Here is a 16,375-nt window from a genome sequence, read left to right as displayed (position 1 = left end):
GCAGCTAACCAAACCGGTAAGGAACGCAATAAATCCATCAGATCACATTCATTTCATTTTCAAGAAAGCGAGCGACAAAAGCATCGTCTACCAAATGCGGGTAGGCGGCGATCACACGCGTAATTTCTTCGGACTGGCCCGGCGATAAGTTTTCATTCGGGTTCAGCGTCCAGATACCATCCAGCAAGCCCTGGCGGCGAAGCACCTCATGCACGCCGGTAATGCAGCCGTGGAATGCATGTGCAGGGTCGAAAATAGCCGCGTTCATATCGGTGACGGCGATATTGGTACCCAGCATCGAAGCGGCATTGGCATAGTCGGTGTCGAGCGTCTGCTTCACGGCTGCGAGAAGCTCCACGGCCTTTTCCGTCCAAACGGCCCAATGGCCAAGCAAACCGCCTACAAAACGTTTTTCAATCATTTCTCCGCCTATTTCAAAGCGGTAGGGCGTCAACAGATCGGCTACGATATTGTCGTCATTACCCGTGTACAGCGCGATTTCGTCCCGACGGCTCGAATGCGCCACCGCCCTAACGACATCCAGGGTTTGGTAGCGGTTAAATGCCGCCACTTTAATCGCATATACATTGGGAATTTCCGCAAATTGCTGCCAGAAATCGTAGCTGTAAACCCGCCCGCCGATGGCCGCCTGCAAGTAAAACCCAAATACGGGAATCACTTCCGCCACCCTTTTAACGTGCTCGATAATCTCCGACTCGGGTTGTGTTTTAAAGGCGGCCATACTGACCAGCCCAAGGTCATAACCGTGCTTCATCGCGATTTCAGCTTCTTTCAAAGCCTGTTCCGTCAATCCGCAAATGCCGGCTACCTTGATAAACGGGCGCTTCAATGCCGCCTTATCGATTTCCCCGGCCGCTATCGCCAGCACTCTTTCAAACAAATTCACTTCCGGATCGCGGATCTCGAACTGCGTGGTATGCACACCAACCGCCACTCCTCCGGCCCCGCTGGCCATATAGTAGCGCGTCAGCCCGCGCTGTTTCTGCTCGTCAAGCTGCAGGTCACGCGTCAGCGCCAGCGGATGAGCCGGAATCACTGTTCCGTCAAACAAAAGCTTCTTAATATCCTCCTTCAACATACTTAAATAACCACCTAAATATCAAACAATTAACTAAACAAACACCCCCTCACCATTCATGGCTACCCATGACACTCATGACAAAACCTGACCATTCATGACTACTCATGACAAAACCCGACCATTCTTGACAACCCCAGACGACCCATGACAACACCCAACCATTCATGACTGCTCCCTTCCTCCCTTTCTTCCCTGGATTAAAACTGCCCCTTCCGCTCCTGGAAATGCGTGGGTTTATTGATGGTTTTGCCGCCTTCGAGCAGCCATTGCGCCGTAATGCCGATCATTTGTTTCAATGTCGTGCGTGGATAACCGAACAAACGAAACGACTCTGCGGCATTGCTCAGCAGTGCCGTCGGCTGCTCTTCACCGACAAACTGTGGTTCGATGTTGAATATACGTCCAAACTCGCCGGCCAACCAGCGCAGCGAAACCGTTTCCGGACCGGTAATATTGAGGATCTTCGAAGGCGATTCGCAATGCAGCAGCGAACGGATCGCCATTTCATTCGCATCACCCTGCCAGATCACATTCACATGTCCCATGGTTACGTCCAGCGGCTTGCCGTTCAGCACCGATTTGGCTACTTCGAGCAGCACGCCATATTTGAAGTCGATCGCGTAATTGAGCCGGTAAAGCAGGATGGGCGTGCCGTAGACCGACGAAAAGTACTGGAACATCCGCTCGCGCCCGAGGCACGACTGCCCGTACTCCCCTACCGGGTCTGTCCGCATTTCCTCCGTTGCCCCGCCCGAGCCCACCGGCGTAAACGGGTACACATTACCCGTCGAGTACACCACAATGCGCGACTTGCGGAACTTCTCCGCCACCCGTCCGGGCAAATAGGTGTTCATCGCCCAGGTGTATGGCTCATTGCTGGACGTACCAAACTTCTGCCCGGCCAGGTAGAGCACATTTTCAACCTCCGGGAGGTCCTGCAACTGCGAATCGTCCAGAATATTGGCGACGATCGTCTCGATACCCTCGGCATTCAGTTCCTGCACAAGCCCCTCTTCGCTGAAACGCGACACGGCGATCACCCGCTTGTCGAGCCCCGCCCGTTCGATGGCCTGCATCGTCAGCCGCGCAATGCTCGGCCCGATTTTCCCTCCTGCACCCAGGATCATAATGTCACCTTCGATACGCTTCATATCCTCGATCAGCGCGTCGGAAGGGCTAAGCCATTGTTCCTCAAAAGATTCTATACCGTTCATTTTATTTAAAAAGCGGATTGTTAAAAAATAATTCTTTGACATTCACCAGCGCCAGCGCGAAAATGATGAGCAGTCCTAACCCCGCGAAAATTTTCACGAAAGGCTTGTTGACTTTCTCGCCCATGATCTGCGCATCGTTGCCTACGAGGTACATAACTGTCCCGATAAACGGCACCACGAAAATGGTTACGCTCTGTGCAAAGACGATCAGTTCGAGCGGCAGTTTGCCGAAGCGGATGGCCACAGTTGCACCAATCACCATCACGAGCGCGACCAGATAACGCACCTGCCTGGAAGAGAAATTACTGCCCATTCCGAGCGCGTCGCCCAGCAACGTGCCTCCGACCGATGCATTACCGATCACCGATGAAAATGCCGCACCGAAAAGACCGATCAGAAAAACTGCGGAAGCATTGCTCCCGAAAAGCGGTTCAAGGGCCTTGGCCATATCCGATGCGGAGTTGACGGCAATGCCCTTGGGTTTCAGGATCGCCGCAGCGCATACAATCACGATCAGGCACATGACGCCAAGCAGGATAATGCCGGTATTACTGTCGTTCCTGCCCTGCCTCACCGCCGGGTTAATGCGGATCCGCTCCTGGATCAGGTATGACTGGTACAATGCACCGACGATGGAAAAGCAGGAAGCCGTAAATGCGATAACCAGCCCCAACGAACCTTCCGGCATCTGGGGTGTCACCAGGCCGCGAGCTACCTCGGCTGCCACCGGCTCTGCCCAAAACAAGGTAGTAATGAAAGAAAGCAGCATCATTACGATCAGAAAGATCATCGTCTTTTCGAGTACCGGGTAAAAGCTCCGGAAAAACAACAGGCATATCGCGAATGCATTGAAAAACAAGATCCACGGCACCGGCGATGTGTGAAACAGCTCTCCGGCGGCAATGCCCACTCCTACCGAATTTCCTGCCTGGAAGGATGATGCTACCAGGAAAACGCCGATACCCATTGCCACAGCCGCTGCCTTGCCCCACTTCCTGCGCACCGTGGCCAGTAGCGACTCGTTCGTAGCGACCCCGATACGTGTGGCCATGCTGGTGAAAATGGCCATAAAGAATATCGCGACCACCACCAGCCAAAGCAACGAGTAACCGTAGTTAGCCCCCATTTTCGACGTGATAGTCATTTTGCTGGGCCCGAAAACAAGCGCTGCCGTAATCATGCCCGGCCCGAGCGTTCCGAGCCATTTGAGAAATTTTTCTTTGAAGTTTTCCAAGGTAAAAGGGTTTGGCTGTGATTGAATTCAGGGTTGATAAAGAATTTACGGGCACGTGCCCGTAAAGGTAGAAAAGAATTTTTAAATTCCACTTTTTGAGAATTTATATCGATAAAATTTCGCAAATTCTCTCCTCACTGCCTTTTTAACAGTCCTATCAGCGTTTTTGCGATATATAAGAACAATTCGACCCGGATACCTAAATTTCCCAATCACTATGACCGTATTTACTGCACCCTGCGACGGAACGACAGTCCACCCAGGCATCCGCCGATCAGTGCGAGCACAAGGGCGACAATTGCCCCTGCTTTACCACTGCCTGAACCGAAGACCGCACCGGCAGAGGTGCTAAGGTGCATAATACTAAGGATAATGGCTACCCCCGCAAGCGACAAGGCAACGATGGCCTGTGTTCGTTTGTTTCCTGTCCGATCTGTCATCTCTGAGCGCACCTTATTGGCCCGCCAGCCGACGATCACGCTGACCAGCGCGATTACGCCCCCAATCAGGGACCTGGCACGCCCTGCCGTGATGCCGGTAACAGGCTGCGAACCTTCATCACCTGTCGATTGAGCAGATACCTGCTCCGGTATCCAGAAAGAAAGCGCGACAAGTAAGCACACCAATAAAATGAATGAAGCGTATTTTTTCATAATGCCCTTATTATGTGAGTTCATAATGTTTTTTGGGCAAAGCTAGGCACCATCCCACAGAGAGAATTGTAAAATCGCGCCATCTTTCCAATCCTTGTTCAGGGATGGAATTCTTCGAGAGCCCGGTAATCCGCTGCCCGGTTTTGCTGTGAGAAAAAAGCTTTCGGATTGTATCCGGAGAACAGGCGAAAGTCGTGAATGAAATGGGATTGATCGTAGTAACCGCATCTGTGTGCGATTTCCGTCAACGAAAGGGGCGGCTGTTCAAATCCTTTGATGACCGTATTGAACCGGGCGATTCTCTGGAACTGCTTCGGACTGTATCCAGCGTAATGGATGAATTTTCTTTCAAAATGCCTTCGGGACAGGTAGCATTGATCTGCCAGCTCGGGAATAGATAATGCGGCCGAGGAATGAAGAATTCGCCTGATCGAAGCAAAAACCGGGCTGTTTACTTCTTTACTCCGTGCGAGCCGTTGCAACATAAATTCAGAAACAAGCGTGGCACGCGCAAGGTGATCCGGGGCCCTGAATACGATTTCTTCAAGCATTTGCCCCTCTTCGCCGAGCAACGTTCGGGTATCAACAGTCTCATCGCTAAGCACATGTGCCGGAAGATTAAAGACGGCCGGAATAGCATATGGAAAAAGGTAGACACCGAACAGGCAGAAATCGCTCGTGGTAAACAGCTTCTTAAAGTGTTGCATTTGGCCGGACAGACAGGAAGCCGGCGTCCTGTGCCGCTCGGGTCCGGCACCCGAAAGCTCAAACTGCCCTTTACAATAAAATATCCATTCGGGTGCGCTCTCGGCCAGCACTCTGTGATGAAACGGTTTTTGTGCAGTGGCCGAACCTTCCAACACCCAGAAAAACTGAATGTATTCTGCAAGTTTAGCGGGAGGCTGAATGGTATGGTAGTTCATAGTAATTGGTGAAATATCTCAGAACTTACTTGAAGCCAGGGAATTCGAATAGCCAGGCACTCACCGCTCGTTCCGTATACAGTTCTTCCAGGGCTTTTGGTGAACTGTTCGTTTCGGCAATAGTCGGATAAGCGAGAAACCTCTTAGCAACCCCGGCCGCGTCCTCTTGAAAGCCGGTGGGTGTGATAAGGGAAACGGTCTCAAACAGGAAATCGGACAAAGATTAGTTGAGTCGGGAAGTTAGCGAAAATACATTAATCCGCTCACGACCTCGCCCATTCAAATATTTTCTCAATTAAAACTGCAACAATGTTGCATTTTTAATTATTCAACCTTTATTTGCAACAATATTGCATAAACACAATTATTCCGCCCGCTATTTCTTTGGAAAGGGGGGGTGATAACCCATTCAGGTCAATGCATTTCTCTTTTATTAAAATTATTGCCCGCCAGGAATGGCATTCCGTTTTTCGGAGCGGGACACCCCTCGCACTCTTTGCGGTGTTGCTGGTGGTTTCATTGCTGGCGGTTTTCACTGGCTGGCAGTACGTTCACAATTTCAACAAGCAGCAGCATGCGGCACACCAGGAAGTGCATGATCAATGGATGAACCAGCCCGACCGGCACCCGCACCGGGTGGCACATTACGGATATATGGTTTTCCGCGAAAAATCGCCGCTTAGCTTTTTCGACTTCGGGCTCGACAGTTATGTCGGCAATTCCGTTTTCCTGGAAGCCCACCGGCAGAATACGGTCAATATGAGCGAGGCCGGATTCTCGAACGGAATGTTGCGCTTCGGCGAGCTGAGTATGGCGACGGTCATGCAGCTGCTGGTGCCGCTTTTTATCTTTTTCATCGGTTTTCAGACCGTCGCTGGGCTCAAAGAAAACGGTATGCTCAAAATCCTGTTATGCCAAAGGGCATCTTACCTCGATGTTCTGCTCGGTAAAACCGCAGGTCTGACGGCCGTAAGCTGGGCTTTATTCCTGCCCATTCTTACATTAAGCCTTATACTGGGCACCGCTATGATCTCCGGTGGTTTCAGTCCCGGTTCGTCCCTGCGTATACTATTGATAGTCCTGCTGTACGCGCTCTATTTCCTGGTAATTACCATGCTCGTCGTGGGAGTTTCTGCAGCGAGTAAATCAGGCAGAAGCGCCTTAATGTTGCTCGTACTGATATGGATGCTGTTTTGCATCGTACTACCCAAAAGCGCACAGACGCTGGGCAGTACCTTATACCAGGCCCCCGATAAAATTGCATTCGAACAGGCTATCCTGGCCGACGTGAGCAAGGCAGGCGACAGTCACAACCCCGACGATCCGCATTTTGCAGGTTTGAAAGCAGCCACCCTCAAAAAATACAATGTCGACTCGATTTCCCAATTGCCGGTCAACTACGGTGCACTGGTGATGCAGGAGGGCGAAAACATCACTTCTCGGATTTTCAACCAGCATTTCGACCGGCTGATCGACACCTACAAATCCCAGAATGCGGTATCCTCGCTCCTCAGTTTCGCCGACCCCTATCTTTCCATACGCAACCTCTCGATGAACCTGTCCGGTACCGATTTCGACACGTTTACAGCATTTCAGAAGCAAACCGAAAAATACCGGTTTGAAAAAACAAAAACACTCAACGAAATCCATTTGACCCGGATCAAATTCAAAGACGATAACCAACAGAAGGTGAGTGCTAAAAACTGGCAGCGGCAGCCCGATTTCACTTTCCGACCGGTGCCCGTCACCGACAATCTGGCCGGCGCGTATAGCATGGCTGCCTTGCTTGTATGGGTTGCCGGCGGGTTCGCCGCATTGGCCTTTGTTTCTTCCAAACGTGAATTCCAGTTATGAAACTGCCGCAAAAAGTATTAATTCTCGAAGCCAAAAACTTCCTGATGAGCAGGACCGTGCTCACGTGTGCCATTGCTTTACTGCTCTTCGGGTGCTACGGATTTTACCACGGAAGCCAGGTGATCAGCCGCCAGCAGCAAACAATTGCTTCGGTACCGATGGTACAGCGGCAGCATCTCAAGGAAATTGTCGGACATGGCACGGGCAAGCCAGTCGGCACGACCGCTTATTACCCGTTCTTTTACACCACCCATCCGGCGTCACCGTGGGCTGTCTTTTCCATCGGCCAGCGCGACGTGAACCCTTTTAGCCTCAAAGTAAAAATGCTCGCCATTGAAGGGCAGTTGTATGATTCCGAGCTGACCAATCCGTTGACATTGCTGGTCGGAAACCTGGATGCTTCTTTCGTGTTCATTTTCCTGTTTCCGCTGCTGATCATCGCATGTACCTACAATACGTTTTCGGAAGAACAGGAAAATGGCGTCTGGAAAATCGTGCGTACCGCCACCCAGAGCATCCGCTGGGCGATTGCCGGCAAACTTGTGGTCCGGCTCGCGGGCATTTTTGCTGCGACGATCCTGCTGTTTGTCGTTGCTGTTATATGGCTGAGGTTACCCCTCTCCCAGCCTACTTTTCAGCTTTTGGTGGTTGTGCTGCTGTATATGCTTTTCTGGTTTGCGCTTTCGATACTGGTGGTCGCGCTAGGCAAAAGTTCCGCTTTCAATGCTACCGCGCTGGTTTGCATCTGGATTTGTCTCTGCATGCTCTTTCCGGGAGTGGCCAACATTGCGGTCAACCGCCTGATCCCGGTGCCGGAAGCAGCCGAAACGGCGATCCGCCAGCGCGAGGGTTACCATGCCAGGTGGGATGAGCCTAAAAAGCCGACCATGGAAAAGTTTTACGCCGCATATCCGCAGTACCGCAAATATCCCATTCCCGACGACCGCTATTCGCCGGGCTGGTATTATGCGATGCAGTTTTCGGGTGATTTGGAATCGGCCTATTCTTCTGAAAAACTGATTAAAAAACTGCATCAACGCCAGGCGGTTTCCGAGCGCATAGCGGGCTTCAATCCGGTAATCGCCACGCAGCAATCGCTCAACAAAGTGGCCAATACCGACCTGACGAGCCATATCCGTTACCTGCAATCGGTCAAAGCACACCATCGGCAGATCCGCGAATACTTTTACCCCTTCATTTTTGAAAACACTCCTACCGAAAGCATCGACTGGGCCGGATACCCCGCTTACCAGTCTAATGGCTATACCCATGAGGCTATTACCGGCGGGGCGTTCGCGATACTAGCCTGGACACTGCTTTTGCTGGCCGTTTCCCTGCTGCTTTTCAGGAAAAATTTTATTCAAATCAAAGAAATATAAAATGCTTGAAGCGAAAAACCTTACTAAAAATTATGGCGACCATACCGCGCTCAACAGTCTGAACCTGAGCATCGGCGAGGGCGAGATATTTGCGTTGCTGGGTCAGAATGGTGCGGGCAAAACCACGACGATCAATCTCTTCCTGGGCTTTATCGAACCTACTGCCGGCGAGGCACGGATCAATGGCGTTTCGGTAGCCGATCACCCGCAGGAAATCAAGCAGTACCTGGCCTACATTCCGGAAACAGTCATGCTGTATCCTAATCTAACGGGCATCGAAAACCTGGAATATTTTTCGGCCCTTGCCGGTTTTGATTATACTACAAATGAGCTGCGCCACCTGCTTTCTACTGCCGGATTACAGTCCCAGGCTTTTGATCAGAGACTTGCCGGCTACTCGAAGGGAATGCGGCAGAAAGTAGGTATCGCCATAGCCGTCGCCAAAAAAGCCAAAGTGCTGCTGCTCGACGAGCCGACCAGCGGTCTGGACCCGAAAGCTTCCAATGAATTCTCGGGGATCATTAAAACACTCGCCTCGCAAGGCACCGCTATTCTGATGGCGACGCACGACATTTTCAGGGCCAAAGAAGTGGCGAGCCATATTGGCATCATGAAGGAAGGTACCCTGCAATCGGTGATCGATGCGGCGGATATCTCGGCCAACGAGCTGGAATCGCTCTATTTGAAAACAGTTTGAAAACGCTTCATCTCCACCCTGTCCCTGCTTATATGATCAGAATTTTTACCCTGCTGCTTTTATTCGCTCCATTACCCGCAACCGCGCAACGCATAGCCGGCTCGGTTTCGGACGCGGCCACCGGCTCCGCGATAGCCGGAGCGACGGTTACCCTCATCGGAACTGGTACCGGAACGGTTACCGATTCTGCAGGGCAATTTTCAATGCAGGGCCGGGGCACCATTCAGGTTAGTTATATGGGTTACAAAACGGCCAGACTACAAGCCTCGCCCGACTACATGCGTATCGAATTGCAGTCCGCGACCAGCCAACTGCAAACCGTAGAGGTGACCGGCCGCGCCGCGAAAGATTACAACAGCGATTATTCTTTCTCGGCCACGCGAGTTTCTGCCCTGAACAAAGACATTCCCCAGTCGATCGCCTCCATTACCAAGGAGCTGATGGCCGACCGGCAGGCATTTCAGCTCGCGGATGCGGTGAAGATCGCCAGCGGCGTGATCCCGACCAGCTATTACAATCAATACACGATCCGCGGCATCAGCCAGAATGAGGAAGGACAGATCGTCAACGGAATGCGGACACGCCAATACTATTTTCTGCAACCATTGACAACCCATATAGAGCGTGTGGAGGTGATCAAAGGACCAGCGAGCGCAACCTTTTCATCGGTTGATCCCGGTGGGAGCATTAACCTGGTTACCAAAAAGCCCCTGGCAAACGAGCGCAGGGAAGTCGGCATGAGCGCAGGCAGTTTCAGTACGTTTCGCGGCACGCTGGATTTCACAGGTCCGCTGAATGAATCGAAAACGCTGCTTTATCGCCTGAACGGCGCCTTTCAGCAGGCACGTTCGTTCCGGGATATGGTCGGAAGCAAAGCCCTGCTCGTGTCGCCCTCGATCAGCTACATTCCCAATGAGAAAACGGCGCTGAATGCGGAGCTGATTTACAGCAATATGAACGGAATGCTCGACCGCGGTCAACCTATTTTCGGAGCGATAGCGGGAAAAACCGGACTTAGCAGCACGCCGATCGCGCTGAACCTGGGCGCTCCCAACGATTTCTTCCATTCCAAAGAGATGATCATCACGGGTAGCCTGGCCCATAAGCTGACTTCGCAGATGGGCTTCAACGCGTCGTACATGAAACAATCCTGGTCCGAAGATTTGCAGGAGCACCGCACCACCAACGCATTCGCACCCGACATCGATAACCAGCCGGTAACCAGCCTTGCCGCGATGCAATTCGTGCAGCGCAGGCAGTATTGGAACATCGACAATGTGAATGCATATTTCAATTTTAATTTTAACACCGGTAAAATGATCCATAAACTGCTCGCAGGCTATGACCTGAGCAGCTGGCGCAAACTGAAAGGAGGCGGACAAAATGCAGCCCGGGGCTTTTTGCTGAAAGACGGCACCGTGGCACCCTCGTTTATCCCGGCCAACTCCGCCAGCTATCAGACGATCACCGTCAACGGCAAAACACTTCCTAAACCAAACGTGAACCATTTCGACCTCCAAAACCCGGTGTATACCATCCGGAATGCGGAAGATTATAACTTGAACGTCCGTACCGCGCTGCCTTCCGCATTGACCACCACCCATGCGGTCTACATTCAGGAGCAAATACAGATTAGTAAACTGACTGTGCTGCTTAGCTTGCGACACGAATGGTTTGAGGATATTACCAATTACAAAGCACCTAATACACTAACGGTGCACCAAACCGCGGTGCTGCCAAGGTTGGGGCTGACCTACACTATTAACAATGCGTTGAATGTGTACGGCACCTATCTCGAAGGCTTTCAGCCTCAATCCAATACCGTCACGCTCATGCCCCAAACCGGTACCTTGCCTGCCGGAAGCCGGTTCGATCCCCTGCGAAGCGACCTGAAAGAGCTCGGACTGAAAGCAGATTTGCCCGGTAGCCGGCTGAGAGTAAACCTTGCATTGTATGAAATCATTCAGAAGAACATTCTCATGAACGCCAACGATCCGGCAAACCCCGACCGCCTTGTAACCCGAGGAGCTGAGCGCAGCCGGGGAATTGAATGGGACCTTGCGGGGTACATCACACCCGAATGGCAGGTAAATGCCTCATACAGTTTTATCGACGCGGTGATCACCCGCGACCAGGACGAAAGCCTGATCGGCGCCAGAAAACAGAACACGCCCCGGCATAGTGCCAATTTGTGGACGCGGTATAATTTCACGGGCAGCTCCGCATTGAAAGGGTTTGGAATCGGGCTGGGCGTGCAGCATCAGGGCAACAAGGTACCCTGGTTTACCCGCGCATTCATCGTTCCGGCATTTACGGTTTTTGATGCTGCGCTATATTACACGCCGGCCAAAAGTAATGTCCAGCTGGCCCTGAATGCAGGAAATTTGCTGAACAGGACCTATTGGCTGGGCGCGCAAAATTACTTTCGCCTTTTTCCCGGAGCGCCCAGGAATGCGACGCTTACAATCACGTTCCGCTTCTGATTTTGTCGGTGTCTCGTGTAGGGCCAAATTCTTCCCCGGTAAGTAGCCGCCGACGGCGGGTGACGGCCCAGCTTAACGGTACGATGTTATCGGTCCGATTTTTGTCAGTCGATGCTAAACCAACGAAACTGACCAAATGGAAAATATCGAATCAAAAGAAATAGCCAAAAACTACATGCAGATTTGGAATGCGGGGAATGACTTTCTGCTGGACAAGTGGGCAGATAATGAGTTGAATGTCGAGTACACGCACTTTCCAAAACGTCTCGTCGGCATTGACGAATATCGTCGGGTATTGAAGCAGACGTATCACTCATTCCCGGACATAAGAATCTCCGTCCACGAAGTAGACGTTTATGATAACAAGGCGATCTTGAAATGGACATACACCGGCACCCATCAGAAAGATACACTTTTCGGGGTCGATCCTGCGGGTAAGAAGGTAAATGTCAGCGGGCTCACTATACTTGACATTAGCGGTGGTAAGGTAATCCGCGAGTACGGGATTGTCGACAACTTATCGCTGATCATGCAGCTGGGTGCATTAAAAGTCTGACTCCAAGCTGCCTCATCCCCTCAGGACTGCTTATGAGTTAAATGTTATTCCTTTCGGGAGCAGAAGCTTGTGTTGTTTGTGGAACTCTTCCACGCCGATAGCTACCTTTTTTCAGCTCTATGATTTCGGATCGCTGTCGTTTTGTGTGGCAAGCAAAAATGCAGCGGCGCTGCCTAGCCAGACGGAGTAATCAAGGGGTGCCTTTGGCCCCAGTGTGACAGCCATAGACACTGCGAAAATCAACAAGAGGACTGCTGTGCCCATGGCGACTAGTTTCGTTTTGAAGCCCAAAAGCAGCATGATCGAGAATACTGTTTCGAAAAAGGTGGCGGCATAGGCCGAGAACTTGCTCAAAATGCCGGGAAGGAATGAAGTAATCTGCGCGGTGTACTTTTCAAAATTCTGCCAGTTGCCCCAGCCGGATTGCGCACCCCAGAGGCCAAATCGGTCAGCCACTGCTGAAAGCATTGTTGCTGCGATGGCAACTCTTAAGAGAATTTGAGCATATTGGTTCATTTCGTTTGTTTAAATGGAATTGGTTAATCGATAACGACCGGTCTGATACCAATCAGTTCCAGGTTTGTGAATTGCAACCATCAGGAAGACGGCGATGATTAAAAAGGATAAACATCGCCGTCCCGTACCATTATGGGTCTATACGAATGATCGTCTTACCCTTGGTTGGTTTGGCGGTATTGAATGCGGCGACAGCGTCGTCAAGGTTTGCTATGTTGCCGATGTATGTCCTCAACCGTCCCGACTTCACACGCTCAGCAAGCTCCGTCAATTGAGCGCGATCAGGTACAACGATGAAATCAATAGTCAGGCCACCGGTAGGCCGTGCATCGGTAGGACCAGCGATGGTTACGAGCGTTCCCCCGTGACGTATGATTTCCGCGGACCGTTTCGCAATGTCGCCACCCAGCACATCGAAAACGAGGTCAACGGCCCCGACATCTTCCAGGGAGTCGCTTTCCATATCCACAAACTCGTGGGCACCGAAGTCCAACGCCGTCTGCCGGCCGGCAGCCCGACCGGTGCCAATGACATAAGCTCCGGCCTCTCGTGCAAGCTGGCTTGCCATTGACCCGACAACACCGGCAGCACCATGGATGAGTACCGTCTGGCCCGACTGAAGACGGCCATGCTCGAACAATCCCTGCCAGGCCGTCAGGCCCGGCATAACCAGGGCTGCCCCTACCGTGAAATCAATGTCCGCCGGCAGCGGAGCAAGGTTGCGCGCTTCAACCGCTACATACTCTGCGAGCGAGCCGTCGCGGGTCCAATCGGTCAGGCCGAACACCCGCTGCCCCACTGAAAACCCGGTCGTTCCATAACTGAGCGAAGTGACCACTCCTGCCACCTCGTGACCGGGAATAGAAGGCGTCCTGTCACGACCAAGGCGGTCGACCCATGTTGAGGGCCATGCAAGCTCATCTCCTGTAAATCCTGATGCACGAACCCGGACAACGACATCGCCATAGTTCGCGCCATCAAGGCTGCCGAGCCCTTGTGGTTCGGGCCGATCCGCTAGCTTCATTCCGGCTGTTCCCGCAGCCTGGTCTGTTACAATGATCGCCTTCATTGCACACCTCCTTTCCGGCTAATGAGCAATCCAGGAGTTATCAAAAGCGTGACTGTTTTCAATGTTATTTTTTGCATGATTTAATTAGTTTAAAATGTTTGATGAACTGTGATACTCTGCAAAATTATCTATTCGTTTGGCTACCTTAGCGGGCCAGTTTTAAAATACCTGTGGGTCCAGATATGATTGAAAAAATTCTCGAGATCTCGTTTAAAAAAGGGAGCCAGCACAGCCCGCTCTATTTGCAACTGGAGTCTGAAATTATTCAGCTGATTTGTGAAGGCATTTTAAAACCCGGGCAGGGATTACCTTCTTCGCGCGAGCTGGCGCAGCGGCTGCAAATCAACCGAAAAACCGTGGTTGCGGCCTATGAAGAACTGGCCGCGCAAGGCTGGGTCGAGACCAGAGACAGAAGCGGCGTTTATGTGTCCAGCCATTTGCCTGATACTTCATCAAGGGCCATTAAAGTAAACAGTAAAAATCGGGTGCGGAGCCGGCAACCCGGATACCAGCTGATACAGCAGACAGGCTATGGCCCAATCCCGAACGATGCGAACATTGAAGCCAACACCTTAAAGGGGCCACCGCCCTTGTACAAAATCGAAGACGGCTTCCCCGATCCGAGAATAGCACCCATCGAGCAGATTGTACGGGAGTATAGAAGATTAGGGAAAAGCCGGTTGACAAACAAGTTTCTCATGTATGGTCCGGAGCAGGGTTCCTACCGTCTCAGGGTGGAGCTTGCCAAGTATCTGAATCGGACGAGAGGAATGCAGGTTTCTGAAAAGGAAATCCTGATCACTAAGGGAACTCAAATGGCCATTTATCTGACAGCTCAGCTACTGCTCCGTCAGGGTGACACTGTATTTGTGCCCGAACCCGGTTACATGGACGCCAATCGGACATTTAACCTGGCCGGGGCCAAACTGGTATTTATTCCGGTAGACAAAGAAGGAATGGATGTAGACAGGATTGAACAGTTGTGCGAAAGGAAGCCGCCCAAGATGGTCTATATTATTCCCCATCATCACCGGCCCACCACTGTTACATTAAGTGCAGAACGGCGTATGCGGCTGATGGACCTGGCCCGTAAATATGGATTCGCGTTGCTTGAAGATGATTATGATTTTGACTATCACTTCGCCAGTAACCCTCTACTTCCCCTGGCTAGTCTGGATACGAGCGGACATATTATTTATGTTGGCTCTTTTTGTAAAAGTATTGCACCGGGCATTCGTATAGGGTTTATGGTAGCACCGGAGGAAGTGGTGGAGCAGGCGGCTGCCCTTCGCAAATTAATAGACCGCCAGGGTGAGCTTTTGCTCGAAGAAGCGATCGCCGAACTTTTGAGCAACGGAGAGATTTCCAGACACATCAAAAAGTCGCATAGGATTTATCAGGGCCGGTTGGAAAACACCTGCCGATTGCTTCGCGAGCAGCTCGGAGAATTTCTAACTTTTGAACAGCCGGATGGTGGTCTAGCCATTTGGGCAGCGTACAGACAGGGTATAAGCGCCAGGGCGGTTTCCCTGAATGCCTGGAAATTGGGATTAAAGATCAACGACGGCCGGGGCTATTTTTTTCAATCTGCTGTTTCCATGCCCAATGACTTCATACGCATAGGTTACTGTTCCCTGGATGAACGGGAAATGGCCTGCGCAATTGATTTATGGAAACAGGCCCTTTCTCCGTTTTCGGCAAAATAGCCCATCTACACTTTCCGGCAATCATCAGTTAAGATCGCCGATATGCCGGAGCTCGACAAAAGGGCCTTTTTCTCCTATTAATCTGTGCTATCCAGAAACCGTTCGATCATCGGCACTACGAAGTCTGCCTGGCTGGATGATCCCTGTTTCAAAGTGGTGACTTCGCCTATATACTCTCCGTGCAAACCCGGAATGACAGCCAGCTGCGATTTCTGGATTTGTCTCTGCATTTCGAGGGCATGCGCGGGTTTAATTACATCTTTGTCAGCAATGATAATGAGTGCCTGCGCCTTGATCGACTTTAGCTGTGCGTCAGAAATGTCTTTGAAATTGACCACCCGCTTTGCATCCTTACGCTGCATCGTCCGCAGGCCCGCCGTATCGGGAGTAACCGCCAGATAAGCGTCCTTTAACTCTTTTGGCATGTTATCCAGATTTGCCTTGCTCATAAAATCCCAGAATTCAACGGGCACCCCGCTGCGCTTAGCCAGGGCAGAACCTAACACCATTTTACGAACCATTTCGGGGTGGCGTATCGCAATTTGCAGCGTAGTAGTCGCACCATTGCTGAAACCAAAGAAATCTGCTTCGGCAATGTTCAACTTCTTTAAGAGCGCCGCAACATCGTCCGCATCCTGCTCAAATGACTCGTCCTGGTTCCGGTCACTAGTCCTTCCGTGGGCTTGCAGGTCCATGGCGATGACCCGCCGGTGCCGGGCAAGCAAGGGAATAACCCTTCCAAATGTGGTTTCGATGGTCGAACCACCACCGTGGATCAGCACGACGGGCTGTCCGCTACCGTGGATCTGATAGTACATTTTAATGCCATTAACCGGCAAATACCCGCTTTGAAAAGCGACTGTATCCTTCCGGTCTGCCGGAAGCTGGCGACCATCAGAAGTTTGCCGGGCCTGGCTATTATACTCCACCGTCAAAAACATCAGGGCAAAGTATAGAATTGTCTTTTTCATCTTTTTTTGATTTTTAGT

The 16,375-nt window shown here is 51.5% G+C and carries 14 protein-coding genes; 6 read left to right on the top strand and 8 right to left on the bottom strand.

The window, feature by feature from the left end; translation table 11 throughout:
- Positions 1–37 precede the first annotated feature (37 nt).
- From AC2YIT_RS25705 to AC2YIT_RS25685, 5 genes are all read right to left on the bottom strand, one after another.
- Entirely contained in the window at positions 38–1,099 is a 1,062-nt protein-coding gene (locus AC2YIT_RS25705; protein ID WP_487281097.1) for a dihydrodipicolinate synthase family protein, read from the bottom strand.
- A gap of 200 nt (positions 1,100–1,299) precedes the next feature.
- On the bottom strand, positions 1,300–2,316 hold the full coding sequence (locus AC2YIT_RS25700) for an NAD-dependent epimerase/dehydratase family protein (protein ID WP_430846558.1): 1,017 nt from the start codon (positions 2,314–2,316) through the stop codon (positions 1,300–1,302).
- A 1-nt stretch (position 2,317) separates the two neighbouring features.
- The gene (locus AC2YIT_RS25695) at positions 2,318–3,550 is read right to left on the bottom strand and encodes an Nramp family divalent metal transporter (RefSeq protein WP_430846556.1); all 1,233 of its coding nucleotides are present in this window, start codon (positions 3,548–3,550) and stop codon (positions 2,318–2,320) included.
- Between the two features lie 227 nt (positions 3,551–3,777).
- Positions 3,778–4,173, bottom strand: coding sequence for a DUF6223 family protein (locus AC2YIT_RS25690; RefSeq protein WP_430846554.1), 396 nt, complete (start codon positions 4,171–4,173; stop codon positions 3,778–3,780).
- Positions 4,174–4,301: 128 nt separating this feature from the next.
- Entirely contained in the window at positions 4,302–5,126 is an 825-nt protein-coding gene (locus AC2YIT_RS25685) for a helix-turn-helix domain-containing protein (protein WP_487281096.1), read from the bottom strand.
- A 417-nt stretch (positions 5,127–5,543) separates the two neighbouring features.
- Here AC2YIT_RS25685 and AC2YIT_RS25680 point away from each other — a divergent pair, with 417 nt between their 5' ends.
- The 5 genes from AC2YIT_RS25680 (at position 5,544) to AC2YIT_RS25660 (ending at position 12,095) form a co-directional block, all read left to right on the top strand.
- Entirely contained in the window at positions 5,544–6,980 is a 1,437-nt protein-coding gene (locus tag AC2YIT_RS25680; RefSeq protein WP_487281095.1) for an ABC transporter permease, read from the top strand.
- Positions 6,977–8,359 carry an ABC transporter permease gene (locus AC2YIT_RS25675; RefSeq protein WP_487281094.1) on the top strand — a complete coding sequence of 461 codons (1,383 nt, stop codon included), beginning with the start codon at positions 6,977–6,979 and terminating at the stop codon, positions 8,357–8,359. The genes AC2YIT_RS25680 and AC2YIT_RS25675 overlap by 4 nt, the downstream gene beginning before the upstream one ends.
- Before the next feature lies 1 nt (position 8,360).
- Entirely contained in the window at positions 8,361–9,056 is a 696-nt protein-coding gene (locus AC2YIT_RS25670) for an ABC transporter ATP-binding protein (RefSeq protein ID WP_487281093.1), read from the top strand.
- A gap of 32 nt (positions 9,057–9,088) precedes the next feature.
- Complete coding sequence (locus tag AC2YIT_RS25665) at positions 9,089–11,539, top strand: TonB-dependent siderophore receptor (RefSeq protein WP_487281092.1); 2,451 nt, start codon at positions 9,089–9,091, stop codon at positions 11,537–11,539.
- A gap of 136 nt (positions 11,540–11,675) precedes the next feature.
- Complete coding sequence (locus AC2YIT_RS25660; protein ID WP_487281091.1) at positions 11,676–12,095, top strand: ester cyclase; 420 nt, start codon at positions 11,676–11,678, stop codon at positions 12,093–12,095.
- Positions 12,096–12,212: 117 nt separating this feature from the next.
- Here the strand turns inward: AC2YIT_RS25660 and AC2YIT_RS25655 are convergent, their stop codons facing one another.
- Both AC2YIT_RS25655 and AC2YIT_RS25650 read right to left on the bottom strand, forming a co-directional pair.
- Positions 12,213–12,611: a DoxX family protein gene (locus AC2YIT_RS25655; protein WP_487281090.1), complete on the bottom strand. Its 399-nt coding sequence runs from the start codon at positions 12,609–12,611 to the stop codon at positions 12,213–12,215.
- 130 nt (positions 12,612–12,741) lie between these two features.
- Positions 12,742–13,680, bottom strand: a complete 939-nt coding sequence (locus tag AC2YIT_RS25650) for an NADP-dependent oxidoreductase (protein ID WP_487281089.1) — start codon at positions 13,678–13,680, stop codon at positions 12,742–12,744.
- 182 nt (positions 13,681–13,862) lie between these two features.
- Between AC2YIT_RS25650 and pdxR the strand changes: the two genes are divergently transcribed.
- Positions 13,863–15,386, top strand: coding sequence for a MocR-like pyridoxine biosynthesis transcription factor PdxR (pdxR, locus tag AC2YIT_RS25645; protein ID WP_487281088.1), 1,524 nt, complete (start codon positions 13,863–13,865; stop codon positions 15,384–15,386).
- 77 nt (positions 15,387–15,463) lie between these two features.
- On the opposite strand, the gene AC2YIT_RS25640 is transcribed toward pdxR, so the two are convergent.
- Positions 15,464–16,357 (bottom strand): alpha/beta fold hydrolase, encoded by an 894-nt coding sequence (locus tag AC2YIT_RS25640; protein ID WP_487281087.1) that lies wholly within the window; start codon positions 16,355–16,357, stop codon positions 15,464–15,466.
- Positions 16,358–16,375: the final 18 nt, after the last annotated feature.

The organism is Dyadobacter sp. SRI_021 (assembly GCF_057586235.1).
This window is presented reverse-complemented; position numbering and strand designations above follow the sequence as displayed.